At 70.8% G+C, this 26,769-nt stretch carries 27 protein-coding genes and 4 tRNA genes; 27 read left to right on the top strand and 4 right to left on the bottom strand.

The window, feature by feature from the left end:
- The first annotated feature begins 76 nt into the window (after positions 1 to 76).
- From AFL01nite_RS03685 to AFL01nite_RS03615, 15 genes are read left to right on the top strand one after another with little or no spacing between them, the layout of a single operon-like run.
- Entirely contained in the window at positions 77 to 451 is a 375-nt protein-coding gene (locus AFL01nite_RS03685; RefSeq protein WP_425546797.1) for an NADH-quinone oxidoreductase subunit A, read from the top strand.
- On the top strand, positions 451 to 1,005 hold the full coding sequence (locus AFL01nite_RS03680; RefSeq protein WP_146825820.1) for a NuoB/complex I 20 kDa subunit family protein: 555 nt from the start codon (positions 451 to 453) through the stop codon (positions 1,003 to 1,005). The genes AFL01nite_RS03685 and AFL01nite_RS03680 overlap by 1 nt, the downstream gene beginning before the upstream one ends.
- Positions 1,002 to 1,745, top strand: a complete 744-nt coding sequence (locus tag AFL01nite_RS03675; RefSeq protein WP_371862815.1) for an NADH-quinone oxidoreductase subunit C — start codon at positions 1,002 to 1,004, stop codon at positions 1,743 to 1,745. The genes AFL01nite_RS03680 and AFL01nite_RS03675 overlap by 4 nt, the downstream gene beginning before the upstream one ends.
- The gene (locus tag AFL01nite_RS03670; protein ID WP_146825818.1) at positions 1,742 to 3,070 is read left to right on the top strand and encodes an NADH-quinone oxidoreductase subunit D; all 1,329 of its coding nucleotides are present in this window, start codon (positions 1,742 to 1,744) and stop codon (positions 3,068 to 3,070) included. The genes AFL01nite_RS03675 and AFL01nite_RS03670 overlap by 4 nt, the downstream gene beginning before the upstream one ends.
- On the top strand, positions 3,070 to 3,882 hold the full coding sequence (gene nuoE / locus AFL01nite_RS03665) for an NADH-quinone oxidoreductase subunit NuoE (protein WP_146825817.1): 813 nt from the start codon (positions 3,070 to 3,072) through the stop codon (positions 3,880 to 3,882). Before AFL01nite_RS03670 ends, nuoE begins: the two co-directional genes overlap by 1 nt.
- On the top strand, positions 3,875 to 5,185 hold the full coding sequence (gene nuoF / locus AFL01nite_RS03660) for an NADH-quinone oxidoreductase subunit NuoF (protein ID WP_146825816.1): 1,311 nt from the start codon (positions 3,875 to 3,877) through the stop codon (positions 5,183 to 5,185). Before nuoE ends, nuoF begins: the two co-directional genes overlap by 8 nt.
- A complete protein-coding gene (locus tag AFL01nite_RS03655; RefSeq protein ID WP_146825815.1) occupies positions 5,182 to 7,587 on the top strand; it encodes an NADH-quinone oxidoreductase subunit G in 2,406 nt (801 codons plus the stop codon). Before nuoF ends, AFL01nite_RS03655 begins: the two co-directional genes overlap by 4 nt.
- Positions 7,584 to 8,861: an NADH-quinone oxidoreductase subunit NuoH gene (gene nuoH, locus AFL01nite_RS03650; RefSeq protein WP_146825814.1), complete on the top strand. Its 1,278-nt coding sequence runs from the start codon at positions 7,584 to 7,586 to the stop codon at positions 8,859 to 8,861. The genes AFL01nite_RS03655 and nuoH overlap by 4 nt, the downstream gene beginning before the upstream one ends.
- Complete coding sequence (nuoI, locus tag AFL01nite_RS03645) at positions 8,858 to 9,412, top strand: NADH-quinone oxidoreductase subunit NuoI (RefSeq protein WP_146825813.1); 555 nt, start codon at positions 8,858 to 8,860, stop codon at positions 9,410 to 9,412. Before nuoH ends, nuoI begins: the two co-directional genes overlap by 4 nt.
- Positions 9,409 to 10,239 (top strand): NADH-quinone oxidoreductase subunit J, encoded by an 831-nt coding sequence (locus AFL01nite_RS03640; protein ID WP_146825812.1) that lies wholly within the window; start codon positions 9,409 to 9,411, stop codon positions 10,237 to 10,239. The genes nuoI and AFL01nite_RS03640 overlap by 4 nt, the downstream gene beginning before the upstream one ends.
- Entirely contained in the window at positions 10,236 to 10,529 is a 294-nt protein-coding gene (gene nuoK / locus AFL01nite_RS03635; RefSeq protein ID WP_146825811.1) for an NADH-quinone oxidoreductase subunit NuoK, read from the top strand. The genes AFL01nite_RS03640 and nuoK overlap by 4 nt, the downstream gene beginning before the upstream one ends.
- Before the next feature lie 10 nt (positions 10,530 to 10,539).
- The gene (gene nuoL, locus AFL01nite_RS03630) at positions 10,540 to 12,417 is read left to right on the top strand and encodes an NADH-quinone oxidoreductase subunit L (RefSeq protein ID WP_146825810.1); all 1,878 of its coding nucleotides are present in this window, start codon (positions 10,540 to 10,542) and stop codon (positions 12,415 to 12,417) included.
- Positions 12,414 to 13,952, top strand: coding sequence for an NADH-quinone oxidoreductase subunit M (locus AFL01nite_RS03625; RefSeq protein ID WP_146825809.1), 1,539 nt, complete (start codon positions 12,414 to 12,416; stop codon positions 13,950 to 13,952). Before nuoL ends, AFL01nite_RS03625 begins: the two co-directional genes overlap by 4 nt.
- Positions 13,949 to 15,592 carry an NADH-quinone oxidoreductase subunit NuoN gene (gene nuoN / locus AFL01nite_RS03620; protein ID WP_146825808.1) on the top strand — a complete coding sequence of 548 codons (1,644 nt, stop codon included), beginning with the start codon at positions 13,949 to 13,951 and terminating at the stop codon, positions 15,590 to 15,592. Before AFL01nite_RS03625 ends, nuoN begins: the two co-directional genes overlap by 4 nt.
- Before the next feature lie 38 nt (positions 15,593 to 15,630).
- Complete coding sequence (locus AFL01nite_RS03615; protein ID WP_246119572.1) at positions 15,631 to 16,617, top strand: polyprenyl synthetase family protein; 987 nt, start codon at positions 15,631 to 15,633, stop codon at positions 16,615 to 16,617.
- Between the two features lie 75 nt (positions 16,618 to 16,692).
- Here the strand turns inward: AFL01nite_RS03615 and rarD are convergent, their stop codons facing one another.
- Positions 16,693 to 17,616, bottom strand: a complete 924-nt coding sequence (gene rarD / locus AFL01nite_RS03610) for an EamA family transporter RarD (protein WP_146825807.1) — start codon at positions 17,614 to 17,616, stop codon at positions 16,693 to 16,695.
- A gap of 70 nt (positions 17,617 to 17,686) precedes the next feature.
- Here rarD and AFL01nite_RS03605 point away from each other — a divergent pair, with 70 nt between their 5' ends.
- Positions 17,687 to 18,892, top strand: a complete 1,206-nt coding sequence (locus AFL01nite_RS03605) for an MFS transporter (protein WP_146825806.1) — start codon at positions 17,687 to 17,689, stop codon at positions 18,890 to 18,892.
- On the opposite strand, the gene AFL01nite_RS03600 is transcribed toward AFL01nite_RS03605, so the two are convergent.
- Entirely contained in the window at positions 18,883 to 19,374 is a 492-nt protein-coding gene (locus AFL01nite_RS03600) for a YajQ family cyclic di-GMP-binding protein (protein WP_146825805.1), read from the bottom strand. The two genes, AFL01nite_RS03605 and AFL01nite_RS03600, sit on opposite strands and share 10 nt — an antisense overlap.
- Before the next feature lie 66 nt (positions 19,375 to 19,440).
- Here AFL01nite_RS03600 and AFL01nite_RS03595 point away from each other — a divergent pair.
- The 10 genes from AFL01nite_RS03595 to AFL01nite_RS03550 all read left to right on the top strand — a co-directional run bounded on the left by AFL01nite_RS03595 (position 19,441) and on the right by AFL01nite_RS03550 (position 24,988).
- Positions 19,441 to 19,522 (top strand) — tRNA-Tyr (locus AFL01nite_RS03595).
- A 103-nt stretch (positions 19,523 to 19,625) separates the two neighbouring features.
- Positions 19,626 to 19,925, top strand: coding sequence for a hypothetical protein (locus AFL01nite_RS03590; protein WP_146825804.1), 300 nt, complete (start codon positions 19,626 to 19,628; stop codon positions 19,923 to 19,925).
- Positions 19,926 to 19,945: 20 nt separating this feature from the next.
- A complete protein-coding gene (locus AFL01nite_RS03585; RefSeq protein ID WP_146825803.1) occupies positions 19,946 to 20,872 on the top strand; it encodes a glucosyl-3-phosphoglycerate synthase in 927 nt (308 codons plus the stop codon).
- Complete coding sequence (gene folP / locus AFL01nite_RS03580) at positions 20,869 to 21,732, top strand: dihydropteroate synthase (protein ID WP_146825802.1); 864 nt, start codon at positions 20,869 to 20,871, stop codon at positions 21,730 to 21,732. The genes AFL01nite_RS03585 and folP overlap by 4 nt, the downstream gene beginning before the upstream one ends.
- Positions 21,729 to 22,250 carry a class III extradiol ring-cleavage dioxygenase family protein gene (locus tag AFL01nite_RS03575; protein WP_246119571.1) on the top strand — a complete coding sequence of 174 codons (522 nt, stop codon included), beginning with the start codon at positions 21,729 to 21,731 and terminating at the stop codon, positions 22,248 to 22,250. Before folP ends, AFL01nite_RS03575 begins: the two co-directional genes overlap by 4 nt.
- A 34-nt stretch (positions 22,251 to 22,284) precedes the next feature.
- On the top strand, positions 22,285 to 23,310 hold the full coding sequence (locus tag AFL01nite_RS03570; protein WP_146825801.1) for a quinone-dependent dihydroorotate dehydrogenase: 1,026 nt from the start codon (positions 22,285 to 22,287) through the stop codon (positions 23,308 to 23,310).
- A gap of 87 nt (positions 23,311 to 23,397) precedes the next feature.
- Positions 23,398 to 23,470 (top strand) — tRNA-Thr (locus AFL01nite_RS03565).
- A gap of 28 nt (positions 23,471 to 23,498) precedes the next feature.
- A tRNA-Met gene (locus AFL01nite_RS03560) sits at positions 23,499 to 23,572 on the top strand.
- 64 nt (positions 23,573 to 23,636) lie between these two features.
- Positions 23,637 to 23,807 (top strand): 50S ribosomal protein L33, encoded by a 171-nt coding sequence (gene rpmG / locus AFL01nite_RS03555; RefSeq protein WP_078699153.1) that lies wholly within the window; start codon positions 23,637 to 23,639, stop codon positions 23,805 to 23,807.
- 155 nt (positions 23,808 to 23,962) lie between these two features.
- Positions 23,963 to 24,988 carry a UDP-N-acetylmuramate dehydrogenase gene (locus AFL01nite_RS03550; RefSeq protein WP_146825800.1) on the top strand — a complete coding sequence of 342 codons (1,026 nt, stop codon included), beginning with the start codon at positions 23,963 to 23,965 and terminating at the stop codon, positions 24,986 to 24,988.
- A gap of 18 nt (positions 24,989 to 25,006) precedes the next feature.
- Here the strand turns inward: AFL01nite_RS03550 and AFL01nite_RS15445 are convergent, their stop codons facing one another.
- Entirely contained in the window at positions 25,007 to 25,510 is a 504-nt protein-coding gene (locus AFL01nite_RS15445) for a DUF4190 domain-containing protein (RefSeq protein WP_222593382.1), read from the bottom strand.
- Positions 25,507 to 26,538: an adenosine deaminase gene (locus AFL01nite_RS03540; RefSeq protein ID WP_146825799.1), complete on the bottom strand. Its 1,032-nt coding sequence runs from the start codon at positions 26,536 to 26,538 to the stop codon at positions 25,507 to 25,509. Before AFL01nite_RS03540 ends, AFL01nite_RS15445 begins: the two co-directional genes overlap by 4 nt.
- A 137-nt stretch (positions 26,539 to 26,675) precedes the next feature.
- Here AFL01nite_RS03540 and AFL01nite_RS03535 point away from each other — a divergent pair.
- A tRNA-Trp gene (locus AFL01nite_RS03535) sits at positions 26,676 to 26,748 on the top strand.
- Positions 26,749 to 26,769 lie beyond the last annotated feature (21 nt).

Here is a 26,769-nt window from a genome sequence, read left to right as displayed (position 1 = left end):
CTCACACTGACGGTCCCGGCGCTCACTAGAGTGATCCACGTGAGCCTGTGAAGATCTTCACAAGGTTCGTCCGCGGGTGACTGGAGGTGCCGTGAACGCGTACATCCCGATCTTGGTGCTGGGCGGCATCGCCCTGGCGTTCGCCGTGTTCAGCGTCGGCATCGCCCCGTTCACCGGACCCTCGCGCTACAACCGCGCCAAGCTCGACCGCTACGAGTCGGGCATCGAGCCCAGCCCCCTGCCCGACGGTGGCGGCAAGGTCTCGATCAAGTACTTCTTCACGGCGATGATGTTCATCGTCTTCGACATCGAGGTCGTGTTCCTGCTCCCCTTCGCCGTCGCGTTCGACGAGCTGAGCTGGTTCGCGTTCTTCGCCGTCATGCTCTTCCTGCTCAACATCACGATCGCGTACGTCTATGAGTGGCGGCGCGGGGGAATGGACTGGACCTGATGGGCCTCGAGGAAAAACTCCCCAGTGGCGTCCTGCTCTCGACCGTCGAGGGCCTGGCCGGCTACTTCCGCAAGGCGTCGTTCTGGCCGGCCACGTTCGGCCTGGCCTGCTGCGCCATCGAGATGATGACGTTCGGCGCCCCGCGCTACGACTCGGGCCGCTTCGGCATGGAGGTCTTCCGGCCGTCGCCGCGCCAGGCCGACCTGATGATCGTCGCCGGTCGCGTCAGCCAGAAGATGGCTCCCGTCCTGCGCCAGATCTACGACCAGATGCCCGGCCCCAAGTGGGTGCTCGCGATGGGCGTCTGCGCCAGCTCGGGCGGCATGTTCAACAACTACGCGATCGTCCAGGGCGTCGACCACGTCGTGCCCGTCGACATGTACCTGCCGGGCTGCCCGCCGCGCCCCGAGATGCTGATCGACGCGATCTTCAAGCTGCGCGAGTCGATCCAGAACACGCAGCTGGGCGCCGACCGCCTCGCCGAGATCCGCGAGGAGGAGCAGGCCGTCCTGGCGGCCCTGCCCACCTCCGCGCAGGCGGGACTCATGCGATGAGTGATGAGACGCAGGACGGGCCTGCGATGAGTGATGAGACGCAGGACGGCTCGCACGAGACGCGGGCCGAGCTGAAGAAGAGCGACGCCGTCGAGCTCGAGGTCGTCGAGGTCCGCGAGGGCGCGTTCGGCGTGCACGGCACCGGCGACACGTCCGGTTTCGGCGGGCTGCGCCGCCCGGTCGTCATGCCGGGGGCGGCCACCCCGCCCTACGGCGGCTGGTTCGACGAGGTCGCCGAGCGCCTCACCGCCGGCGAGGGCCTGGCCGACGCCATCGAGAAGGTCGTCGTCCACCGTGGTGAGATCACGTTCTTCATCCGCCGCGAGGTGCTGCGGCAGGCCGCGCAGCACCTGCGCGACGACGCGGGGCTGCGGTTCGAGCTGCTCAGCGGCGTGAGCGGCGTGCACTACCCGGGCGACACCGGCCGCGAGCTGCACGCCGTCTACCACCTGCTCTCGATGACCCACAACCGCCGGATCCGGCTCGAGGTGACGTGCCCCGAGGAGGACCCGCAGGTGCCCAGCGTCATGGGCGTCTACCCCACCGCCGACTGGCACGAGCGCGAGACGTGGGACATGTTCGGCATCCGTTTCGAGGGGCACACGCACCTCACCCGGATCCTCATGCCCGACGACTGGCCCGGCCACCCCCAGCGCAAGGACTACCCCCTGGGCGGCATCGACGTCGAGTTCAAGGGCGGCTTCATCCCCGCCCCCGACAACCGGAGGAGCTACTCATGAGCGCCGATCCGTACGCGGACACCTCCGAGTCGACCTCCGGCCAGGTCTTCAACGTCACCGGCGGCGACTGGGACACGATCTCGACCGACAGCCTCGAGGGCGACCGGCTGGTCATCAACATGGGCCCGCAGCACCCGTCCACGCACGGCGTGCTGCGCCTCATCCTCGAGATCGACGGCGAGACGGTGCACGATGCCCGCGCGGGGATCGGCTACCTGCACACCGGCATCGAGAAGAACATGGAGTTCCGCACCTGGACCCAGGGCGTGACCTTCTGCACCCGCATGGACTACGTCGCCCCGTTCTCCAACGAGGCGGCCTACGTCGGCGCGGTCGAGCGACTGCTCGGCATCGAGGACCAGATCACCGAGCGTGCGCAGGTCATCCGCGTGCTGATGCTCGAGCTCAACCGCATCTCCAGCCACCTCGTCGCCATCGCCACCGGCGGCATGGAGATCGGCGCGCTGACGGTCATGACGTGCGGCTTCCGCGACCGCGAGGAGATCCTCAAGGCGTTCGAGCTGATCACCGGCCTGCGCATGAACCACGCGTACTTCCGGCCCGGCGGCGTCTCCCAGGACCTGCCCGACGGCACCGTCGGCCACCTGCGCGACCTCGTGGCCCTGCTGAAGAAGCGCCTGCCGGAGTACGCGGCGCTGTGCAACGCCAACCCGATCTTCAAGGGCCGCCTCAAGCAGGTCGGCCGCCTCGACCTGGCGGGCGTGCTGGCCCTGGGCATCACCGGGCCGATCCTGCGCTCGACCGGCCTCGACTGGGACCTGCGCGTCAAGCAGCCCTACTGGGGCTACGACACCTACGACTTCGACGTGATCACCCGCGACGAGCCCGACGCCTACGGCCGGTTCATGATCCGCCAGCTCGAGATGTGGGAGTCGCTGCGGATCGTCGAGCAGTGCATCGACCGGCTCGAGTCCACGCAGGGCCAGCCCGTCATGATCGCCGACCGCAAGATCGCGTGGCCGGCCCAGCTGTCCGTCGGCAGCGACGGGCAGGGCAACTCGCCCGAGCACATCGCGCACATCATGGGCGAGTCGATGGAGGCGCTGATCCACCACTTCAAGCTCGTCACCGAGGGCTTCCGGGTCCCGGCCGGGCAGGCGTACTTCGCGATCGAGTCACCCAAGGGCGAGATCGCGTGCCACGCGGTGTCCGACGGCGGCACCCGCCCCTTCCGGGCGCACTTCCGCGATCCCTCGTTCGTGAACCTGCAGGGCGTGTCCGCGATGAGCGAGGGCGGCATGCTCTCGGACGTCATCGTCGCGGTCGCGTCCATCGATCCCGTGATGGGGGGCGTTGATCGCTGATGACCGAGCAGATCTCCGAGGGACTGAGCCAGACGACGATCGCCGAGCTGCACGAGCTCGCCGGCCGCTACCCGCAGGCGCGCAGCGCCCTGCTGCCGATGCTGCACCTCGTCCAGGCCGACCAGGGTCGCGTCACGGCCGAGGGCATCGGCGTGTGCGGACAGATCCTGGGCCTCACCGAGGCCGAGGTCAGCGCCGTCGCCACCTTCTACACGATGTACAAGCGCCGCCCGATGGGCACGCACCACGTCGGCGTCTGCACCAACACGCTGTGCGCCGTCATGGGCGGCGACGAGATCTTCGAGCGCCTCTGCGGCCACCTCGACGTCGGCAACGACGAGACCAGCGAGGACGGCCGGATCACGCTCGAGAAGGTCGAGTGCAACGCGGCCTGCGACTTCGCCCCGGTGATGATGGTCAACTGGGAGTTCTTCGACAACCAGACGCCCGAGTCGGCCGTCGAGGTCGTCGACCGGCTCCGTGCCGGTGAGGCGGTCCAGTCCACCCGCGGCGCCACGATCACGTCGTGGCGCGAGGCCGAGCGCGTCATCGCCGGGTTCGAGGACGGCCTGGTCGACGAGGGTCCGGCCGCCGGTCCGGCGTCGCTGGTCGGGCTCGAGATCGCCGACGAGCGGGGCTGGGCGGCGCCGCCGCTCGAGGCCTCCGGCACCGAGGCCGCACCGGAGTCCACCACCGAGGCGGTGGCCGAGGCCGACACCAGCCGCGCCGGCAGCGAGACCGTGGCCGACCAGTCCCCGGCCGACGTCGAGGGCGGCAAGGACCCGGACGAGAGCGAGGGCACCCATGACTGACCTGTTGACGCCGGTCCTGACCGCGAACTGGGCCGACGACCGCGCCTGGACGCTCGACGCCTACACGGCGCGCGGCGGCTACCGCGGCCTCGAGAAGGCGCTCACGATGGACCCCGACGCCATCATCGAGGAGGTCAAGGACGCCGGCCTGCGCGGTCGCGGCGGCGCTGGCTTCCCGACCGGCATGAAGTGGGGCTTCATCCCGCAGGACAACCCCAACCCGAAGTACCTCGTGGTCAACGCCGACGAGTCCGAGCCGGGCACCTGCAAGGACATCCCGCTCATGATGGCCAACCCGCACGTGCTCGTGGAGGGCGTCATCATCGCGTCGCGCGCGATCCGGGCGCACACCGCGTTCATCTACGTGCGCGGCGAGGTGCTGCACGTGATCCGCCGCCTGCGCGCCGCCGTGCGCGAGGCCTACGCGGCCGGTCACCTGGGTCGCGACATCCACGGCACCGGCTACGACCTCGACCTGATCGTGCACGCCGGCGCCGGCGCCTACATCTGCGGCGAGGAGACGGCGCTGCTCGACTCGCTCGAGGGGCGTCGCGGCCAGCCGCGGCTGCGCCCGCCGTTCCCGGCCGTCGCGGGCCTGTACGCCTCGCCGACGGTCGTCAACAACGTCGAGTCGGTCGCCTCGGTGCCCGGCATCATCGCCGGCGGCGCCGACTGGTTCGCCTCGATGGGCACCGAGAAGTCGAAGGGCCACGGCATCTTCAGCCTCTCGGGCCACGTCGCGAAGCCGGGCCAGTACGAGGCGCCGCTGGGCATCACGCTGCGCCAGCTGATCGAGCTGGGCGGCGGCATGCGCCCGGGCTCGGAGCTGAAGTTCTGGACCCCCGGAGGCTCCTCCACCCCGCTGCTCACCGCCGAGCACCTCGACGTCCCGCTGGACTTCGAGGGCGTCGGCGCCGCGGGCTCGATGCTCGGCACCCGGGCCCTGCAGATCTTCGACCAGACCACCTCCGTGGTGCGGTGCGTGCTGCGCTGGACCGAGTTCTACAAGCACGAGTCCTGCGGCAAGTGCACCCCGTGTCGCGAGGGCACGTGGTGGCTCGTCCAGACGCTGCGCCGCATCGACGAGGGTCAGGGCAGGCCCGGCGACATCGAGCTGCTGCTCGACCTGTGCGACAACATCCTCGGGCGCTCGTTCTGCGCCCTGGGTGACGGTGCCACCAGCCCGATCACCTCGGCCATCCAGTACTTCCGCGAGGAGTTCGAGGCCGGCATGACCACGCCCAGCCGCGACCTGTTCCCGCCCGCGGCCTCCACCCTGTTCGCGAAGGAGGGCGCGCGATGACCGTCACCGAGCCGAACCCCACCGACACGACGCCGGTCGAGCTCGTCACGCTCACGATCGACGACGTCGAGGTCAGCGTCCCGAAGGGCACGCTGGTCATCCGCGCCGCCGAGCTCATCGGCACCGAGATCCCGCGCTTCTGCGACCACCCGCTGCTCGCGCCCGTCGGCGCGTGCCGCCAGTGCCTGGTCGAGATCCCCGACGCCGGCAACGGCCGGGGGATGCCCAAGCCGCAGGCGTCCTGCACCATCGAGGTCGCTCCCGGCATGGTCGTGCGCACGCAGGTCACCTCGCCGGTCGCCGAGAAGGCGCAGGAGGGGATGCTCGAGTTCCTGCTGGCCAACCACCCGCTCGACTGCCCCGTGTGCGACAAGGGCGGCGAGTGCCCGCTGCAGAACCAGTCGCTCTCGCACGGCGCCTCGGAGTCGCGCTTCATCGAGACCAAGCGCCTCTTCCCCAAGCCGCTGCCGCTGTCGAGCAACGTGCTGCTCGATCGTGAGCGCTGCGTCCTGTGCCAGCGCTGCACGCGCTTCCAGTCCGAGATCGCGGGCGACCCGTTCATCGCGCTGCTCGAGCGCGGCGCCCAGCAGCAGATCGGTATCGCGCCGGACGTGCCGTTCGGCTCGTACTTCAGCGGCAACACGATCCAGATCTGCCCGGTCGGCGCGCTCACCAGCGCCGACTACCGGTTCCGCTCCCGCCCGTTCGACCTGATCAGCGTCCCGTCGGTGTCCGAGCACGACGCCTGCGGCTCGGCGATCCGTGTCGACCACCGGCGCGGCAAGGTCATGCGCCGCCTCGCCGGCGACGACCCCGAGGTCAACGAGGAGTGGATCACCGACAAGGACCGCTTCGCGTTCACGTGGTCGCGCCAGGCCGACCGGCTCACCACCCCGCTCGTGCGCAACCCCGCCACGGGCGAGCTCGAGCCCACGTCGTGGCCCGGCGCCCTGGCCGTGGCGGCCCGTGGCTTGGCCGCCGCAGCCGGCAAGGCCGTCCTCACGGGCGGCCGCCTCACCGTGGAGGACGCGTACGCCTACGCCAAGTTCGCCCGCGTCGCCCTCGGCACCAACAACATCGACTTCCGCGCCCGGCCCACCTCGAAGGAGGAGACCGAGTTCCTCGCGGCCAAGGTCGCCGGCACGCCGGTCGACGTCACCTTCGCCGACCTCGAGCGAGCCACGGCCGTCGTCCTGGTCGGGCTCGAGCCCGAGGACGAGGCCGGCACGCTCTTCCTGCGCCTGCGCAAGGCCAGCCGCCAGGGCGTGCAGGTCTTCGCGCTGGGCACGCACACGACGCGCGGCCTGACCAAGATGAACGGCACCCTCGTGCCCACCGTGCCGGGTCAGGAGGCCGCGGCGCTGGCCGAGCTGGCCGTCTCGCCGGGCACGATCATCCTGGCCGGCGAGCGACTCGCCACGATCCCCGGCGCGCTGTCCGCCGTCGCCACCAAGGCCACCGAGTCCGGGGCTCGCTGGGCCTGGGTCCCGCGCCGGGCCGGCGACCGCAGCGCGCTCGACGCGGGCTGCCTGCCGAACCTGCTCCCCGGCGCGCGCCCCGTGGCGTCGGCCGAGGCGCGGGCCGACGCCGCCGCCGACTGGGGCGTCCCGAGCCTGCCCGACGAGGTCGGCCTCGACACCGACGCGATCATCGCCGCCGCCGCCAGCGGCGAGCTGGGTGCCCTCGTGGTGGCCGGCGTCGACGTCGACGACCTCGCCGACCCCGCGCTCGCCCGCGACGCGCTGCGCTCGGTCGACTTCCTGGTCAGCCTCGAGGTCCGCGCGTCCGCGGTCACCGCGCTGGCCGACGTCGTGCTGCCCGTCGCGCCCCCGGTCGAGAAGGCCGGCACGTTCATCAACTGGGAGGGTCGCCAGCGTCCCTTCCACCAGGTCCTGATCGACGCGCCCGCGCTCACCGACGTGCGCGTGCTGGCGGGCATCGCCGAGGAGCTGGGTCGCCCGATCGGCATCCGCACCACCGCCGAGGCTGCCGCCGAGTGGCGCGAGCTCGGCCCCTGGGACGGCAAGCGAATCGTCTTCCGTGGCCGCAAGCCGGCTGCGGCGAAGACCGCCGCCGGGAAGGTCGTCGCCGGCAGGGTCGTCCTCGACACCTGGAAGCAGCTGATCGACGGGGGCCGCCTGCAGGACGGCGCCGACTTCCTGCGCCAGACCGCGCGCGAGCCCGTCCTGCGCGCCAGCGAGGCCACCTTGACCGCCTGCGGCGTCCAGCCCGGCCAGCGAGCCACGCTGACGGGGCCGTCCGGTTCGGCGAGCTTCATCGCCGAGGCCGCCTTCATGCCCGAGGGTGTCGTGTGGGCGCCCACGAACTCCGGCGTCCACCTGGGTGCCGCGCTCGGCGTCGCCCACGGCGGCCGCGTCAGCCTGACGGGAGGCGAACGATGAGTCTGGACGATCTCTTCGGCAACGACCCGGGATGGGTCGTCGCCGTCAAGGCGCTGCTGATCTTCGTGTTCCTGGTGCTCTACACGCTGTTCAACATCTGGTTCGAGCGCCGCGTCGTGGCCCGCATGCAGCACCGCATCGGGCCCAACGTCAACGGCCCGTTCGGCCTGCTGCAGAGCCTCGCCGACGGCGTGAAGCTGGGCCTCAAGGAGGAGATCTTCCCCAAGGCCGCGGACAAGATCGTCTACTACGTGGCGCCGATCATCGCGGTCGTGCCGTCGTTCCTGGCCTGGGCCGTCATCCCGTTCGGTCCGGTCGTCAACTTCTTCGGCCACGAGACCCCGCTGCAGCTGACCGACCTGCCCGTCGCGGTGCTGTACATCCTGGCCGTCACCTCGATCGGCGTGTACGGCATCGTCCTGGCCGGCTGGTCGTCCGGCTCGATCTACGCCCTGCTCGGCGGCCTGCGCTCCAGTGCCCAGGTCATCAGCTACGAGGTGGCGATGGGCCTGTCGCTCGTCGCGGTCTTCATCTACGCGGGCTCGATGTCCACGTCCGAGATCGTCGCGGCGCAGGAGGACATCTGGTTCTTCATCCCGTTGCTGCCGTCGTTCATCATCTACGTCATCGCGATGGTCGGCGAGACCAACCGTGCCCCCTTCGACCTCCCCGAGGCCGAGGGCGAGCTGGTCGGCGGCTTCCACACCGAGTACTCGTCGTTCAAGTTCGCGATGTTCTTCCTGGCCGAGTACATCAACATGGTCACCGTCTCGGCGCTGGCCACGACGATGTTCCTCGGCGGCTGGCGCGCCCCGTTCGGCATCGCCCAGGTCTGGGAGGGCGCCAACGAGGGCTACTGGCCCGTCCTGTGGTTCTTCCTCAAGACGCTGGGCTTCATCTTCATGTTCGTCTGGCTGCGCGGCACGCTGCCGCGCATGCGCTACGACCAGTTCATGCAGTTCGGCTGGAAGTGGCTCATCCCGATCGCCCTGGGCTGGATCGTCGCCCTGGCGTTCATCCGCAAGCTCCAGGTCGAGGACATGCTCGACCAGCAGGCCATGCTCATCGCCGCGGGTGTCGCCGGCGCGTTGCTGATCGTCACCTTCTTCCTGCCCACGCGGGACGAGGACGACGAGCCCGAGGTGGTCGAGCCGCAGGAGTTCGACGCCTTCGCCGGTGGGTTCCCCGTGCCGCCGCTGCCCGCGCAGCGCGAGGCCATGGCCACCGCACCGACCACCACCTCGCAACCCACGGATGGGGGAGAGCAGCCATGAGCACGTTGAAGGAAACGCTCTGGGACCCGGTCGCCGGCTTCGGCGTCACGTTCCGGACGATGTTCAAGAAGCCCGTCACGGAGAAGTATCCGTTCGAGAAGGTGCCCACGGCGCCGCGCTTCCACGGCCGCCACCAGCTCAACCGCTGGCCCGACGGCCTCGAGAAGTGCGTCGGCTGCGAGCTGTGCGCGTGGGCCTGCCCGGCCGACGCGATCTACGTCGAGGGCGCGAGCAACACCGAGGACGAGCGGTTCAGCCCCGGTGAGCGCTACGGACGCGTCTACCAGATCAACTACCTGCGCTGCATCCTGTGCGGTCTGTGCATCGAGGCGTGCCCCACCCGGGCGCTCACGATGACCAACGAGTACGAGCTGGCCGACGACAACCGCGCCGCCCTGATCTACGAGAAGGACGACCTGCTGGCGCCGTTGCTGCCGGGCATGCTCGAGCCCCCGCACGAGATGCTCATCAGCGACGACCACCACGACTACTACCGGGGCAAGTCGCTGCCGATCGTCGAGACCACCAGCGGCCCGGAGACGGCCTCGTGACGGCGTTCTGGATCCTCGCCCCGGTCATGGTGCTGGCGGCGATGGGACTCATCTTCGCCCGCAAGGCCGTGCACGCCGCGCTGTGCCTGGCGGTCGTCATGATCTGCCTGGCGATGCTCTACGCGGCGCAGGGCGCCCCGTTCCTGTTCGCGGTGCAGATCATCGTCTACACCGGCGCGATCATGATGCTGTTCCTGTTCGTGCTCATGCTGGTCGGCGTCGAGACGTCCGACTCGATCGTCGAGACGATCAAGGGCCAGCGCGTCATGGCGGCGGTCGTCGGCGTGCTCTTCGCGCTGCTGCTGTCGCTGGGCGTGGCCCAGTCGGTCTCGTCGGCGATCGTCGGCCTGGGCGAGGCGAACGCGAACGGCAACCTGCACGGACTCGCCTCGCTGCTCTTCACCGACTACGTGCTGGCGTTTGAGTTCACCGCGGCCCTGATGATCGTCGCGGTCCTCGGCGCGATGGTGCTCGCCCACCGCGAGCGCCTCGTCGCCCCGCCGACCCAGGCTGATCTGCAGGCCCGTCGCATGCGCGACTTCGCCGAGTCGGGCAAGCACCCCGGCAACGCGCCGACGCCGGGCGTCTTCGCCCGCCACAACGCGGTCGACACCCCGGCGCTGCTGCCCGACGGCACCCCGCTGCCCGAGTCGATCCCCGGCACGCTCGTCTCGCGGCACCAGTTCGAGCTGCACGACGCCGACGACGTCAACCGCGTGGTCGGCGAGATCGAGGCTGCCGACGTCGACCCCGACGAGCGTCCCGTCACCACCGAGAAGCCCGACGTCCGGCCGGCGTCCGACACCGACGAGGGGGAGTCGAAGTGACCGAGTACCTCACCTTGTCGATGCTGTTGTTCTCGATCGGCGCGATCGGCGTGCTCGTGCGCCGCAACGCGATCATCGTGTTCATGTGCGTCGAGCTGATGCTCAACGCCACGAACCTCGCCTTCGTCGCGTTCGCCCGCCAGCACGGCAACCTCGACGGTCAGGTGGCGGCGTTCTTCGTCATGGTCGTCGCCGCCGCCGAGGTCACCATCGGCCTGGCCATCATCGTGTCCATCTACCGCACGCGACGGACGACCTCGGTCGACGACGCGAACCTGCTGAAGGCCTAAGGAGTTCGCGTTGCTGGACCTGTCCTGGCTGCTCATCGCCATCCCGTTGGCGGGCGCCGCGCTCCTGTTGACCTGGGGCAAGGAGTCCGATCGCTTCGGCCACCTCATCGCGACCGCCTGCTCGGCCGCGTCGTTCGTGCTGGGCGTGGTCCTGTTCGTCGAGCTCGCCGGTCGTGACGCCGAGGACCGCTCGGTCACGACCGACCTCGGCACCTGGATCGACGCCGGTCCGTTCCGGGCCGACTTCTCGTTCACGTTCGACACGCTCTCGAGCCTGTTCGTCCTGCTGATCACGGGCGTCGGCACGCTCATCCACGTGTACTCGATCGGGTACATGGCCCACGACGAGCGCCGCCGCCGCTTTTTCGCCTACCTGAACCTGTTCATCGCGGCGATGCTGACACTCGTGCTGGCCGCCGACTACCTGGTGCTCTTCCTCGGCTGGGAGGGCGTCGGCCTGGCGTCCTACCTGCTGATCGGGTTCTGGCAGCACAAGCCGTCCGCCGCCGCGGCGGCCAAGAAGGCCTTCGTGATGAACCGCGTGGGCGACCTCGGCCTGGCACTGGCCATCATGACGATGTTCGCCTGGTTCGGCACGACCTCGATCGCGGCGGTCAACGACCAGGTCCACTCGGTGTCGGGCAACGTCGCCACCGCGCTGGGTCTGCTGCTGCTGCTCGGCGCCTGCGGCAAGTCCGCCCAGTTCCCGTTGCAGGCCTGGCTGCTCGACGCGATGGAGGGCCCGACCCCGGTCTCGGCCCTCATCCACGCGGCGACCATGGTCACGGCGGGCGTCTACCTCGTGGTGCGCTCGCACGACGTCTTCGACGCCTCCGCCACCGCGCGCAATGTCGTCATCGCCGTCGGCGTCATCACGCTGCTGATGGGCGCCTGGATCGGCTGCACGAAGGATGACATCAAGAAGGCGCTCGCCGGCTCCACGATGAGCCAGATCGGCTACATGATGTTGGCCGCCGGCCTCGGTCCGGCGGGCTACGCCTTCGCGATCTTCCACCTGCTGACGCACGGCTTCTTCAAGGCCAACATGTTCCTCGGCGCCGGCTCGGTCATGCACGGCATGAACGACGACGTCGACATGCGCCACTACGGCGCCCTGCGCAAGGCCATGCCGGTCACGTTCTACACGTTCGGCATCGGCTACCTGGCGATCATCGGCTTCCCAGGCACCTCGGGCTTCTTCTCCAAGGACAAGATCATCGAGGCCGCGCTCGGCCACAGCGTCTGGGTGGGCCTGGCGGCGCTGCTGGGCGCCGGCGTCACCGCGTTCTACATGACCCGCCTCATGCTGATGACGTTCTTCGGCGAGAAGCGCTGGCGCGACGACGTGCACCCGCACGAGTCGCCCTCGGTCATGACCGTGCCCCTGATCGTGCTCGCGGCCCTCTCGCTGCTGGCGGGCCTGATGGCGCTGGGCAGCTGGATCGAGGAGTGGCTCGAGCCGGCCGCCGGCCACGCCGAGCACCACGACCTGCCGCTGCCGATCATCGTGATCACGCTCATCGTGCTGGTGGTCGTCGCCGCCGGCGTCGCCCTCGCGTGGCTCACCTACGGCCGCCGCCAGATCGCGGCCGAGACGCCGGCCGACTCCGAGGTGTCGGCGTTCACCCGCGCCGGTCGCGCCGAGCTGTACGGCAACCACGTCAACGACGCGCTCGTCGTGCGACCCGCCACCCACCTGACGCGTGCGCTCGTGTGGGCCGACGCCAAGGTCATCGACGGCTTCGTCACCGGTGGCGCCGACCGCCTCGGTGAGATCTCCGGTGAGCTGCGCAAGCCGCAGACCGGCTTTGTCCGTTCCTACGCACTGATGGTGCTCGGAGGTGCTCTCGTGGTCCTGTTGGGCCTGCTGGCGGTGACGCTCGCATGATGCTGTCCCTGCTGATCGCCGTCCCCCTGCTCGGCGCCCTCGTGGTCGCCCTGCTGCCCCGGACGGCCGACGGCGCCACCGCGCGCCACGTCGCCTTCGGCGTCTCCATCCTGACGCTGCTGATGTCGCTGGCGCTGCTGCGCGAGTTCGACATCGAGAGCGGCGGCTACCAGCTGACCGAGGACCACGAGTGGATCGGTGCGCTCGGCGTGCACTGGGCGCTCGGGGTGAACGGCATCGGCCTGACGATGATCTTCCTGACGACGGTGCTGACGCCGATCGTCCTGGTCGCGTCCTGGCGCGACAAGGAGGCCGATCCCGCGCGCACCAACACGTACTTCGCCTGGATGCTCGTGCTGGAGGCGCTCGCGATCGGCGTGTTCGCCGCCACCGACGTCTTCATGTTCTACGTCCTGTTCGAGGCCACCCTGATCCCGCTGTACTTCCTGATCGGCGCCCACGGCACCGGGCAGCGCAGCTACGCCGCGGTCAAGTTCCTCATCTACAACCTGCTCGGCGGCCTGATCATGCTCGCCTCCGTGGTGGGCCTGTACGTGCTGTCGACGCAGCAGGGCGGCCCGAGCTTCCTGCACGCCGACCTGATGGACCTGGAGATGTCCCAGACCACGGAGCGGCTGCTGTTCCTGGGCTTCTTCATCGCGTTCGCGATCAAGGCGCCGCTGTGGCCGCTGCACACGTGGCTGCCCGACGCGGCCGCCTCGGCGACGCCCGGCACTTCGGTGCTCATGGTCAGCGTCGTCGACAAGATCGGCACGTTCGGCATGATCCGCTGGTGCCTGGAGCTGTTCCCAGGCGCCTCGGAATGGGCCAGCCCCGTCGTGCTCGTGCTGGCGACGATCAGCATCCTCTACGGCGCGCTGCTCGCGATCGGCCAGGACGACCTGCGCCGTCTCATCGCGCTGACCTCGGTCTCGCACTTCGGCTTCATCATCCTGGGCATCTTCGCCTTCACCTCGGTCTCGATGACCGGCTCGGTGCTCTACATGTTCAACCACGGCCTCTCCACGGCGGTGCTGTTCCTCGTCGCGGGCATGATGATCCAGCGCCGCGGCTCGGCCCGGATCAGTGACTTCGGTGGCGTCCAGAAGGTCGCGCCGGTGCTGTCGGGCGTCCTGCTCGTGGGCGGCCTGTCGAGCCTCTCGCTGCCCGGCCTGGCGCCGTTCGTCTCGGAGTTCCTCGTGCTCGCCGGCACGTTCACCCGGTCGATCCCGATCGCCACGGTGGCCACCCTGGGCATCGTCCTGGCCGCGGTCTACATCCTGCTGATGTACCAGCGCACCATGACGGGCCCGCTGAACGAGGCGACCGCCGGCTTCCGCGACCTGTCGCGGCGCGAGGTGGGGGCGATGGCCCCGGCCCTCGTGCTCATCATCGGCCTGGGCTTCGTCCCGCAGCCGCTGCTGGAGGTCATCGACCCGGCCGTCGAGCCGGTCGTGAACACCGTGGGGGTCGGCGACCCGCCGCCGCGGGCGCCCCTCGACCTCACCCAGCAGACGGAAGGAGCCCACGAATGATCGGCGCACTCTCGTCCGCCCTGCCCGGCGCCCTCGCCGCGGCCGGCCCCGACATCGCGGCGGCCGACCTGGACTACCGCCAGCTGTCGCCGCTCATCGCGGTGTTCGCCGTGGCGATGGTCGGCCTCGTCGTCGAGATCGCGGTGCCCCGCCGGGCCCGCTTCCTCACCCAGTCGGTCGTGGCCGTCGCCGGCTCGCTGGTCGCCCTCGGCCTCACCGTCTGGGTCTACCTGGGCCTCGACGAGGTCGCCGAGGGCCGCTGGCCGGCGCTCGGCGGCACCGGCGCCGAGGGTGCCGTCTCGGTCGACGGACCCGGTGTCCTCACGTGGGGCATGCTGCTCGTCTTCGCCGCGCTGTCGTTCCTGCTGTTCGCCGAGCGCAGCCACGAGCGAGGGCTGAGCGACTTCATCGGTCGTGCCGCCGACGCCCCCGGCTCGCCGGGCGAGGCCGAGGCCACCCGCGAGCGACTCGAGCACACCGAGGTCTTCCCGCTGGCCGCGTTCGCCCTCGCGGGCATGATGCTCTTCGCGGTCTCGAACGACCTCATCACGATGTTCGTGGCCCTCGAGGTCCTGTCGCTGCCGCTGTACGTCCTGTGCGGGGTGGCGCGCCGCCGGCGCCTGCTCAGCCAGGAGGCCGCGATGAAGTACTTCCTGCTCGGCGCCTTCTCGTCGGCGTTCTTCCTCTACGGGGCGGCGCTCGCGTACGGCTACTCGGGCAGCCTCAACCTCACCGAGATCGACACGGCCGTGTCGGCCCGCGGCGACGAGACGCCGATGCTGCTCGCGGCGATCGGCCTGCTGCTGGTGGGCCTGCTGTTCAAGGTCGGCGCGGTGCCGTTCCACAGCTGGACCCCCGACGTCTACCAGGGCGCTCCCACGCCGGTCACCGCCTTCATGGCCGCCGCCACCAAGGCGGCCGCGTTCATCGCCATGATGCGCGTGCTGTTCGTCGCGTTCGGCGGCGCGTCCTGGGACTGGCGCCCGGTGCTGTGGGTCGTCGCCGTGATCACCATGCTGGTCGGCTCGATCGTGGCGGTCAGCCAGACCGACGTGAAGCGCATGCTGGCGTACTCGTCCATCGCGCACGCCGGCTTCATCACCGTCGGCCTGTCGGGCGCGTACCTGGGCGACCAGGAGGGCCTGGCCATCACGTCGGTGTCGTCGGTGCTGTTCTACCTGCTCGTCTACGGCATCAGCACGATCGGCGCCTTCGCGATCGTCACGGTCATCCGCGACTCCGCGGGCGAGACCACGCACCTGTCGAAGTGGGCCGGGCTCGGCAAGGAGTCGCCGTTCCTGGCGGGTTCGTTCGCGATCTTCATGCTGTCCTTCGCCGGCATCCCGCTCACCGCGGGGTTCATCGGCAAGTGGGCCGTCTTCAGCGCCGCCTGGGGCGGCGGGGCCTGGGTCCTCGTCGTGCTCGGCGTGCTGTGCAGCGCGATCGCCGCGTACTTCTACGTCCGGTTCATCGTGCTGATGTTCTTCACCGAGCCGGTGGGTGACGGCCCGACCGTGGCTGTCGCGGGCGTGCCGACTACCGTGGTCATTGCCTTGGCCGTGATCGCGACGGTCGTGCTCGGCGTCGTGCCGGGCCCGATCCTGGATCTGGCCCAGAACGCCGGCGCCTTCGTGCGCTAGCGGGCATGTCGTCGATGGTCGTCGGAAGGATGTGGATCGTGGCCAGCGCCGGGTCGTTCGCGGATGCCGCGTTGGATCAGCGGGTGTCGGACGGGGTCACCCGGGTCGAGGACCTGCTGGCCCGCTCCGTCCACAGCCCCGAGCCGCTGGTGGCCGAGGCCTCCTCGCACCTGCTGCAGGCCGGCGGCAAGCGCTTCCGTCCGCTGCTGTCGGTGCTGTGTGCCGAGTTCGGCGACCCGACCGCGCCCGACATCGTGCCGGCCGCCGTGGTCGTCGAGCTGACCCACTTGGCGACGCTCTACCACGACGACGTGATGGACGAGGCGTCCATGCGCCGCGGTGCGCCGAGCGCGAACGCGCGGTGGGACAACTCGATCGCGATCCTCGTGGGCGACTTCCTGTTCGCCCGCGCCTCGTCGCTCGTGGCCGACCTCGGGCCGGAGGCCGTGCGCATCCAGGCCGAGACCTTCGCCCGCCTGGTCCACGGCCAGCTCCGCGAGACGCTCGGCCCGGGCCCGGACGACGACCGGCTCCAGCACTACCTCTCGGTCGTGGCCGACAAGACCGGCTCGCTGATCGCCACCGCCGCTCGCTTCGGGGCGATGATGTCGGGCGCCGGCGCCGACATCGAGGCCACGCTGCTCGAGTTCGGCGAGCGCATCGGCGTCGCGTTCCAGCTGGCCGACGACATCATCGACGTCGCCAGCGACGCCGACGACTCGGGCAAGGTGCCCGGCACCGACCTGCGTGAGGGCGTGCCCACCCTGCCGACGCTGTTGGTCCAGGCCTCACCGGTCGACGGCGACGAGCGCCTGCGCGAGCTGCTCTCGGGCCCGATCCTCGACGAGGACGACGTGCAGTGGGTCATCCGTGCGTTGCGCAAGCACCCCGCGATGGACGAGGCCCGCGCCTACGTCCGGGCCGAGGCCGACGCGGCCCGCGCCCTGCTCGACAAGCTGCCCGCCGGCCCCGCCCGCGACGCCCTCGACGACATCTGCACCCGCGCCACCGACCGCCTCGGCTGACCAACTGACCCGCTGAGTTGCACGTTCGGCCCCGTCCGCACGGCGTGTTGCGGGTCGAACGTGAAACTCAGCGCGTCAGATGGCGGTGGACTCCGCGGCGCACGCGTCCGCGGTGCGCTTGGCCCGCCGCCGGGTGTGCAGGGCGTCGGATGTGAAGATCACCAGCGCGGCCCACACCATGACGAAGCCGATCCAGCGGGCCGTGCCCATCTCCTCGTCGAAGATCGTCAGGCCGAAGACGAACTGCAGGATCGGGCCGAGGTACTGCAGGATCCCGATCGTCGTGAGCGACAGTCGGGTCGCGGCGGCGCCGAACATGAGCAGCGGGATCGCCGTGACGACGCCGGTGCAGATCAGCAGGGTGGTGTTGAGCGCACCCTCGTGACCGAACGTCAGCGTGCCGCCGACCTGCAGGAACACCAGGTACGCGAGCGCGAACGGCGTCAGGATCGTCGTCTCGACCGAGAGCGCCTCGACGGTGCCGAGGTTGGCGCGCTTCTTGAGGAAGCCGTAGGTCGCGAAGCTGGTCGCCAGCAGCAGTGCGATCCACGGCGGCCGGCCGTAGTCGACCGTCAGCACGACCACCGCGAGGGTGCCCAGCGCCACGGCGAGCCACTGGAGCCGCCGCAGGTTCTCGCCCAGCAGGAACACGCCCAGCAGGACGGTCATCAGCGGGTTGATGAAGTAGCCCAGGCTGGTCTCGATGACGTGCCCGTTGGTGACGCCCCAGATGAACCCGCCCCAGTTCAGGGTGATCACCACCGACGCGAGCGCCAACGGCACCATGAGCCTGCGCTGGCCGATGATCGACCGGAAGGCGCTCCACTTGTGGGTGATCGTCAGCAGGCCGACGCAGAAGACGAGCGTCCACACGATGCGGTGCGCCAGCACCTCGTACGCCGACGCCGGCTCGAGCAGCGGCCAGTACAAGGGGAAGAATCCCCAGCACAGGTACGCCCCGATGCCGTAGAGGAGTCCTGCCTTGGAATCGGTGCTCACGCTCGCCACGTGCTAACTCAACACCCCCAACGGCCTCGTTCTTCCCCGGGGGCGGCCCTACGCTCGTCCCGTGGGGGTGCGTCGTCGATTCCTGGTGCTGCTGGCGTTGCGCTGGTTCGCGACTGGCCTGCTCATGCCGGTCTCGCTGCTGCTGCCGCTCGAGCGCGGGCTGACCGTGGCCGACGTGGGCATCGCCATGGCCGCCCAGGGCATCGTGGTGATCGTCCTCGAGGTCCCGAGCGGCGCCCTGGCCGACTCGTGGGGCCGGCGTCCGGTCTTCATCACGTCGGCCGTCGCCGCGATCGCGGCCTACGCGCTGACCCTGGGGGCGCAGTCGGTGCTCGCCTTCGCGCTGGCCTGGGCGGTCATGGGGGTCTTCCGAGCGCTCGACAGCGGGGCGCTCGAGTCGTGGTTCGTCGACGCTGAGCACGCGCGAGGCGCCGCGACCGAGGTGCCGTCCGCCCTCGCGGCGGCGGGCGGCGTCATCAGCGCGGCCATCGCCCTCGGGTCGCTGGCTTCGGCGGGGCTGCTGTTCGTCGCGCCGTGGTCGGTCGGGGTCTCGCTCGCGGTGCCCTACGTCCTGGCCATCGGGGTCGTGGTGGTCCAGGTGGTGGCAGCCCGTCTGTTGATGGAGCAGGTGCCCCGGACGGAGCCCCCGACGGCCTCGGCCTGGCGTCGGGCGCTAGGGACCGGCGTCCGGGTCGCGTTCGGTCGCCGCCTGCGGCTGCTCACGGCAGCGATGCTCCTGTGCGGGGTGGCGGTCGCCGGGCTCGAGCTGCTCATGCCGGTCCGCCTGGCCGAGTTCTCCGCGGACGCCTCCGCCGCAGGCAGCGTGCTCGGGGTGGTGTCCTCGGTCGCGTGGGGCCTGGCTGCTCTCGGAGCGACGGTGGCGTCACGGGTGCTGCGTGACGTGAGCCCCGGCGTGGTCGCGCCGGTCCTCGCTGCCACCGAGGCGCTGGGCCTGGCGGTCATGGCGATCGCCGGGGGCCCGGTCGCGCTCGTGGCCGGGTTCTGGCTCTGCTACCTCGTGCACATGTCGTTCGGCGCCGCCTACAACGCGCTCGTGCACGACCGGGTCACCGAGGCCCACCGTGCGACGGCGCTGTCGGTCACCTCGATGGCCTTCCTGGGGTCGGGGGCGGCCGGGGGAGTGGCGCTCGGCGTCGTCGCGGACCGGGCGAGCGCCTCCGCGGCGCTCTGGCTCGCGGCTGCGGCGCTGCTCGTGGCGGGCGCACTCGTGGCGAGCCCCGCGGGCTCGCGGGCGGCTCAGCGGTAGTTGGTGAACTGCACCGCGAAGTCGAGGTCGGCGGCCTTCACCAGAGCGATGATCTCCTGCAGGTCGTCGCGCGACTTGCTGGTGACGCGCAGCTCGTCGCCCTGGATCTGCACCTTGGCGCCCTTGGGGCCCTCGTCGCGGATGAGCTTGCTGACCTTCTTGGCCTGCTCGGTGCTGATGCCCTCGCCGAACGTGCCGTTGATCTTGACGTCCTTGCCGGACTGGCGGGGGTCGTCGGCCTCGAAGGTCTTGAGGCTGATGCCGCGCTTGACCAGCTTGGTCTGGAAGACGTCCAGGATGGCCAGGGCGCGCTCCTCGGCGTTGGCGGTGATCTCGACGCCCCACTCGCCCTTCCACTCGATCGAGGCGTTCGTGTTCTTGAAGTCGTAGCGGGTCGAGATCTCCTTGACCGCCTGGTTGAGCGCGTTGTCCGCCTCCTGGCGGTCGATCTTGCTGACGATGTCGAACGAGGAATCGGCCATGAGCCCACCTTAGCCGCCCTGATTTCGGGCCCGCCCGAGCGCTGGGGTAATCTTTCGGACTGTCGCGGCAGGTTGCCCGAGCGGCCAAAGGGAGCTGACTGTAAATCAGCCGGCATTGCCTACAGAGGTTCGAATCCTCTACCTGCCACGTGACGCGAGCCCCCGACCGATCCGGTCGGGGGCTCGTTCGTTCCGCGGGACGCCCCGCTCCAGCCGTGGTCCGTGTCGGAGTCAGCCCCTATCGTCGAGGCATGGACGCAGCGGACGACGATCGCCGGCCCGGCGAGGACTGGTCGTTGGTCTCCCTCTACGAGCTCGTGCCCGACGCGTACGAGCTCGACCTGCTGGAGGAGGCGCGACGGCCGCCGGTCGAGCCCACGGACATCGACTGGGCCGCCTCGTTCGCACGCGTGCACCGCGAGGCCGTCCGAGAGATGGGGTACGACGACCCCGAGCCCACGCCCGAGGGTCCGGTGCCGAGCCCCTCGCAGGCCTGCTTCCTGGTCGAGCGCGTGCTCGGCGGCGAGGTCGTCGACGACGAGGCCCGTTGAGTCACGGGTACGGTGAACGCGTGGCGCGCACCTGGTTCGACCGACGGACCCACGACGGCCGTCAGTGGTCCCTCGACCAGCTGCTCGAGGCCAAGCGCAGCGCCGCCCAGCGGCTCACCGTCGTCATCCCGGCCCGCAACGAGGCCGCGACCGTCGGCGACGTCGTGGGCCGGATCCATGCGGCGTTCGTCGAGGGATCGGCCCTGGTCGACGAGCTCGTCGTGATCGACGGGGAGTCCACCGACGACACCGCGGCGATCGCCGCCGCGGCGGGCGCGACGGTCCACCGGCTCACCGAGATCCGTCCCGACCTCGGCACGCGGGTGGGCAAGGGCGAGGCCATGTGGAAGTCGCAGTTCGTCACGTCCGGCGACATCGTCGCGTTCGTCGACGCCGACCTCACGCAGTGGGACACGCACTTCGTCACGGGCTTGGTCGGGCCGCTGCTCACCGACCCTGCCGTCGCCCTGGTCAAGGGCTTCTACGAGCGCCCCTACCGCTCCGGCGCCACCTACGAGCCGCAGGGCGGCGGTCGCGTCACCGAGCTGGTCGCGCGGCCGATGCTGGCGATCGCCCGGCCCGAGCTGACCCAGGTCGTCCAGCCGCTCGCGGGCGAGTGGGCGGTGCGCCGCGAGGTGTACGAGACCCTGCGCGTCCCAATCGGCTACGGGGTCGACCTCGCGGCGCTGATCGACGTGGCCGACCGGCTGGGCATCGACGCCATCGCCCAGGTCGACCTGGGCGTGCGGGCCCACTCGCACCAGTCGCTGCACGATCTCGGCCCGATGTCCGTGCAGCTGATGGCGGCCGTGCTCAACCGCGCGCGGCAGACACTCGACGACCACGTGCCGTTGCGCCAGTTCCGCGCCCTGCGCGACGGGTACGCGCCGGTCGTCCACGACGTCGACGTCACCGAGCGTCCGCCGGCCGTCGAGGTGGCGCGATGACGCTACGACTCGGCCGGCACACGTTCGACGACGACCGCACCCTGATGATGGCGATCGTCAACCGCACGCCCGACTCGTTCTTCGACCGTGGTGCCACCTGGGCGGAGGACTCCGCGTTCGACCGGGTGGCGCAGGTCGTCGGTGAGGGTGCCGAGATCGTCGACATCGGCGGCATCAAGGCCGCACCGGGAGAGGAGATCGACGCCGACGAGGAGAAGCGCCGGGTCGTCGGCTTCGTCGAGCGTGTCCGCGAGGCGTTCCCCGAGGTGGTCATCAGCGTCGACACGTGGCGCTCCGAGGTCGCGCGCGCGGTGTGCGAGGCCGGGGCCGACCTGCTCAACGACGCGTGGGGCGGCGCCGACCCGCGCCTGGCCGAGGTCGCGGCCGAGTTCGACGTCGCGATGGTGTGCACACACACCGGCGGCGTCGCGCCGCGCACGCGACCGCACCGGATCGAGTACGACGACGTCGTGGCCGACGCGATCACGTCCACCGTCGCCCAGGCCGAGCGCGCGCTGTCGCTCGGCGTGGCCCGGGAGAGCCTGCTGATCGACCCGGCGCACGACTTCGGCAAGAACACGTTCCACTCGCTCGAGGTCACGCGGCGGCTCGGCGAGATGGTGGCCACCGGCTGGCCCGTGCTCGTCTCCCTGTCGAACAAGGACTTCGTCGGCGAGACGCTCGACCTGCCGGTGGGGGAGCGGCTGCTGGGCACCCTCGCCGCCACGGCCGTCGCCGCCACGGCGGGCGCCCGCGTCTACCGCGTGCACCAGGTCACCGAGACGCGCCAGGTCGTCGACATGGCCTGGACGATCGCGGGCCGTCGGCCCCCGGCGCGGGCGATCCGGGGCCTCGCGTGATCCGCCGATTCGTCGTCGTGCCGCCCGTCCCGGCGCTCCTGCCGCACTACGCCAGCCTGCACGACCCGGTGGCCGAGCTGCGGATGTCCGCCGTGGCGGCCGTGCAGGCGATCACCCGCGGGGCCGCGTCGGTGGCGATCGTGGGCGACGACCCCTTCGCCGAGCCGGTGGCGCGGGCCCTGCTCGACGCCGCGGGGTTCGGCGGCTCCGTCGACCCGGACGCCGAGGTCGTCCTCGTGATGGCGAACGGCACGGCCAAGCGCACCGAGAAGGCCCCCGGCCACCTCGACGCGCGTGCCGCCGACTTCGACGACGCGCTCGACCTCGCGCTGCGCTCCGGCGCCGGCGCCCGGCTGGCGGTGCTCGACCCCGATCTGGCTCGCGAGCTGTGGGCGTCCGGCCTCGAGCCGCTGAGGGCCCTCGGCGAGCGGCTGGGCGCCGGGTGGCAGGTCTCGGTGCCCTACGCCGACGCTCCGTACGGCGTCCTGTGGTGGGTCGCCGCGTGGCTCCGACCCTGAGGAGTGACCGAGGCGGTGGCCTACGCTGGTCGCCGTGGCCTACGACGCGCTCTTCGACTCGGTCTTCGCCCGGATGGATCCCGAGCGCATCCATGAGCGAGCGTTCGCCGCGATCCGCCTCGGCCGCCCCGCCACTCGCCTGGCCTTCCGGGTCGACCCCAGCCCGGTCACGGTGATGGGCGTCGAGTTCCCGCACCGCTTCGGCCTGGCCGCCGGGTTCGACAAGAACGCGAAGGGCGTCCTCGGCCTGCTCGCGCTGGGCTTCGGGCACGTCGAGATCGGCACCGTGACGGCGAAGCCCCAGCCCGGCAACGAGCGGCCACGCCTGTTCCGTCTCGTCGAGGACCGCGCGATCGTCAACCGGATGGGCTTCAACAACGACGGTGCCGCCGCGGTGGCGTCGCGCCTGCACAAGCTGCGGGGCACGTCCGCCGGCCGTCGAGCCGTCATCGGCGTGAACATCGGCAAGACCAAGGTCGTCGCCGCCGAGCACGCGGCGAGCGATTACGTCGAGAGCGCCCGGCTCCTCGCGCCCTTCGCGGACTACCTCGTGGTCAACGTCTCCAGCCCGAACACCCCCGGACTGCGCGACCTGCAGGCCGTCGAGTCGCTCGAGCCGATCCTCGCGGCGGTCAAGGCCGTCGCCGACACGAACCACGGCCGCAGGGTGCCGCTCGTCGTGAAGATCGCCCCCGACCTGGCCGACGAGGACGTCGACGAGGTCACCGACCTGGTGCTCGCGCTGGGCCTGGACGGGATCAGTGCCACGAACACCACCATCGCCCGCCCCGCCGAGCTCCGGACGCCGCGCGACGTCGTCGAGGCCGCCGGCGCGGGTGGGCTGTCGGGTCCGGTCCTCGCCGACCGCGCGCTCGAGGTGCTGCGCCGGATCCGCGCGCGCGCCGGCGACGGGCTGACCCTGATCGGGGTCGGGGGAGTGACCGACGAGGCCGATGTGCGCGCCCGGATCGAGGCGGGCGCGGACCTCGTCCAGGGGTACACCGGGTTCATCTACGAAGGTCCGTCGTGGCCGTCGCGACTCGCCCGGGCGGCTCGCTGACTCCCTGCGATTGCAGGCGCGATCACGACCACCCCCACCCCGATTTGGGATCCCGGGGGGTCATTGGGTATCTTTGCTTGTCGGCATGCCCCTTTAGCTCAGTCGGCAGAGCGTTTCCATGGTAAGGAAAAGGTCTACGGTTCGATTCCGTAAAGGGGCTCTGAGGAGCGAGGCGACTCGTGACTCGTGGCTGGGTAGCTCAGGTGGTTAGAGCACACGACTCATAATCGTGGTGTCGCGGGTTCGAGTCCCGCCCCAGCTACCGCATCGGCGGAAAGACCAGCAACAAGCCCAGTACTCATGGGCACGACCAGAAGAGGCACACTGTGGCCAGCAAGAGCTCCGACGTTCGTCCCAAGATCACCTTGGCCTGCACCGAGTGCAAGGAACGCAACTACATCACGAAGAAGAACCGTCGCAACGACCCCGATCGCCTCGAGGTCAAGAAGTACTGCGCGCGTTGCAACGCGCACCAGGCGCACCGCGAGACGCGCTGAACCAGACTTCCCGAGACGACCCCCGCGCCCGCCCGGCGCGGGGGTCGTCTGCGTCCGCACCCGCTGGCAGTGACGTTCCGGGGGTCGCCGACGGCGTGTCGACCCCGGAAACGTCACCGCCAGCGCTTCCCGGGCGTCCTGCTAGCGTCGCCGCCATGGACTTGTCCGAGGTCACGACGCTGCGAGTCGGCGGCCCGGCCCGCGCCGTGGCCGAGGCGACGACCGAGGCCGACCTGATCGACGCCGTCCGGTCGGCCGACGAGGCCGGCGAGCCCGTCCTGCTGGTGGGCGGCGGCAGCAACCTCGTGGTCTCCGACGCCGGCTTCGACGGCACCGTGGTGCTCGTCCGCACCCGCGGGATCGACGTCTCGGCCGACGCCTGCAGCGGCGCGATGGTCACCGTGGCGGCAGGCGAGGACTGGGACGCGTTCGTGGCCCACGCCGTCGAGCGCGACTGGGAGGGCGTCGAGGCGCTCTCGGGCATCCCCGGCTCGGTCGGGGCCACCCCGATCCAGAACGTCGGCGCGTACGGCCAGGAGGTCGCCGACACGATCGTCAGCGTCCGCACCTGGGACCGCCACGAGAAGCGCGTCCGCACCCTGATGTTCACCGACCTGGGCTTCTCCTACCGGCACAGCCGCTTCAAGGCGGAGCCCGATCGCTTCGTCGTCCTCACGGTCGCGTTCCAGCTGCGGTTCGCCGGAGGGCTGAGTGCCCCCGTGCGCTACGCCGAGCTGGCGCGCCGACTGGAGGTCGAGGTGGGGGAGCGGGCGCCGCTGGCTGCCGTCCGCGAGACCGTCCTGGCCCTGCGCCGCGGCAAGGGGATGGTGCTCGACGCGGCCGACCATGACACCTGGAGCGCCGGGTCGTTCTTCACGAACCCGATCCTCACGCCGGAGGCGGCGGCCGCCCTCCCGCCCGAGGCGCCTCGGTTCGAGCAGGCCGACGGCACGGTCAAGACCAGCGCCGCGTGGCTCATCGACCACGCCGGCTTCGCGAAGGGCCACACCCGCGGCGAGGTCGGTCTCTCGGGCAAGCACGTGCTGGCGCTCACCAATCGCGGCGGCGGCACGGCGACGGAGCTGCTGGACCTGGCGCGCGAGGTGCGCGACGGCGTCGAGCGCGCCTTCGGGATCCGGCTCGTCAACGAGCCGGTGCTCGTCGGCGACGCCCTGCGGTAGGACGCCGCCGACGGCGACTCAGAACAGCGAGACGAGCGAGAGCTCGGAGTAGTCGGACGTGTCGCTGGAGTTGGCGACGCCGATGGCGATGAGCGTGATGAAGAACGCCAGCGCCAGGATGCTCAGGATCAGGAAGACCGTGGCGATGATGCCCAGGATGCGGCCCGCCTGCGCCTCGCCGCGTCCGTCCCAGACGCCGGGGTTCGCGTCGATCTCCTTGACCGCGCGGCCGCCGATGACCCACGCGAACGGGCCGAGGACCTGGCAGAAGACCAGGCCGATGATGCCCAGGACGAGCACGAGCGTCGCCTTCGGGTGCTTGGGCAGGGGAGCGCCCCACGGCTGCCCCTGGCCGGCGGGGTACTGCTGGCCGGGGTAGGGCTGCTGGCCGTACGGCTGCTGCTGGCCGGGGTAGGGCTGCTGCTGGCCGGGATACGTCGGCTGCTCGGGTCCGGGCTGGGGGTCGTTGGGCTGCTGGCCCGACGGGTCGCCGGGGTACGACGGCGGCTGGTTCTCGCTCATGGCGTCATCGTTCCACGCGGATCGGCCAGCCAGGTGTCGACACCCTGCAGCGCCTGCTCCCGCAGCGCGTCCGGCGCCTCGGAGGCTCGCAGCGAGCGCCGCGCGAGGTCCGCGAGCTCGTCGTCGCTGAAGTCCTGGGCGGCCCGCAGCAGCGCGTACTGCCCGGCCAGGCGGGTGCCGAAGAGCAGCGGGTCGTCGGCACCGAGCGCGATCAGCACGCCCGAGGCCATCAGGTCGCGCACCGGGACCTCGTCGATGGTGCCGTAGACGCCCAGTGAGACGTTCGACGCCGGGCAGACCTCGAGCGCGATCCCGGCCTCGGCCAGCGAGTCGAGCAGGCGGGGGTCCTCGACGGCGCGGACCCCGTGCCCGAGCCGGTGGGGCCCGAGATGGGTCAGGCACTCCCGGATGTGGGCGGGCCCCCGCAGCTCGCCCGCGTGGGGCGCGAGCACCAGCCCGGCCCGCTCGGCGATCGCGAACGCGGGTGCGAACGCCGACGTGTCGCCGCGGCGCTCGTCGTTGGACAGGCCGAAGCCGTGCACGCCGCGTCCGGCGTACTGCGCGGCCAGCCGCGCGAGGGTGCGCGCGTCGAGCGGGTGCCGCGTGCGGTTCGCCGCGACGATGACGCTCATGCCCAGACCGGTCGAGGCCGAGGCGTCGCGGACGGCGTCGATCACGAGGTCGGTGAAGGCGGTGATCCCGCCGAAGCGGGCGGCGTAGCCGGAGGGGTCCACCTGGATCTCGGTCCAGACCGAGCCGTCCGCGCGGTCGTCCTCGGCGGCCTCGCGCACGAGGCGGCGCACGTCGTCCTCGGTGCGCAGGACCGACCGGGCCACGTCGTACAGCCGCTGGAAGCGGAACCAGCCCTTCTCGTCGGCCGCCGACAGCTGCGGGGGCCACTCCTCGACGAGGGCGGCCGGGAGGTGGAGCCCGTCGCGCTCGGCCAGCTCCATCAGCGTTCCGTGGCGCATCGACCCCGTGAAGTGCAGGTGCAGATGAGCCTTGGGCAATGTCGTCAGCGGCCGCACGCCGCCATGCTGTCATGCCCCGGCGAGCCGGCCGCGGGTGCGGTGCCGACGCCCGGGTTTCGCTTTCGCGGTCCGGCCGCGTACACTTGACGAAACCGGCGAATCCATGATGATTCGTCATGCCCGGAATCGGGCGGAGGGCACTGGCGCAACTGGTAGCGCATCGGTCTCCAAAACCGAAGGTTGGGGGTTCAAGTCCCTCGTGCCCTGCAAGGTCGGCCCCGAGCCGAC

This window comes from Aeromicrobium flavum (assembly GCF_007992115.1).
Classification (GTDB): Bacteria; Actinomycetota; Actinomycetes; order Propionibacteriales; family Nocardioidaceae; genus Aeromicrobium; species Aeromicrobium flavum.
The sequence above is the reverse complement of the archived record's forward strand: the minus strand, read 5'-3'. Positions and strand labels throughout refer to the sequence as shown.

Excerpts from the sequence above, each read along its gene's own strand:
- AFL01nite_RS03680 (WP_146825820.1), top strand. The coding sequence starts at position 451 with ATGGGCCTCGAGGAAAAACTCCCCAGTGGCGTCCTGCTCTCGACCGTC.
- AFL01nite_RS03675 (WP_371862815.1), top strand. The coding sequence starts at position 1,002 with ATGAGTGATGAGACGCAGGACGGGCCTGCGATGAGTGATGAGACGCAG.
- AFL01nite_RS03670 (WP_146825818.1), top strand. The coding sequence starts at position 1,742 with ATGAGCGCCGATCCGTACGCGGACACCTCCGAGTCGACCTCCGGCCAG.
- nuoE (WP_146825817.1), top strand. The coding sequence starts at position 3,070 with ATGACCGAGCAGATCTCCGAGGGACTGAGCCAGACGACGATCGCCGAG.
- nuoF (WP_146825816.1), top strand. The coding sequence starts at position 3,875 with ATGACTGACCTGTTGACGCCGGTCCTGACCGCGAACTGGGCCGACGAC.
- AFL01nite_RS03655 (WP_146825815.1), top strand. The coding sequence starts at position 5,182 with ATGACCGTCACCGAGCCGAACCCCACCGACACGACGCCGGTCGAGCTC.
- nuoH (WP_146825814.1), top strand. The coding sequence starts at position 7,584 with ATGAGTCTGGACGATCTCTTCGGCAACGACCCGGGATGGGTCGTCGCC.
- nuoI (WP_146825813.1), top strand. The coding sequence starts at position 8,858 with ATGAGCACGTTGAAGGAAACGCTCTGGGACCCGGTCGCCGGCTTCGGC.
- AFL01nite_RS03625 (WP_146825809.1), top strand. The coding sequence starts at position 12,414 with ATGATGCTGTCCCTGCTGATCGCCGTCCCCCTGCTCGGCGCCCTCGTG.
- nuoN (WP_146825808.1), top strand. The coding sequence starts at position 13,949 with ATGATCGGCGCACTCTCGTCCGCCCTGCCCGGCGCCCTCGCCGCGGCC.
- AFL01nite_RS03600 (WP_146825805.1), bottom strand. The coding sequence starts at position 19,374 with ATGGCCGATTCCTCGTTCGACATCGTCAGCAAGATCGACCGCCAGGAG.
- AFL01nite_RS03590 (WP_146825804.1), top strand. The coding sequence starts at position 19,626 with ATGGACGCAGCGGACGACGATCGCCGGCCCGGCGAGGACTGGTCGTTG.
- folP (WP_146825802.1), top strand. The coding sequence starts at position 20,869 with ATGACGCTACGACTCGGCCGGCACACGTTCGACGACGACCGCACCCTG.
- AFL01nite_RS03550 (WP_146825800.1), top strand. The coding sequence starts at position 23,963 with ATGGACTTGTCCGAGGTCACGACGCTGCGAGTCGGCGGCCCGGCCCGC.
- AFL01nite_RS15445 (WP_222593382.1), bottom strand. The coding sequence starts at position 25,510 with ATGAGCGAGAACCAGCCGCCGTCGTACCCCGGCGACCCGTCGGGCCAG.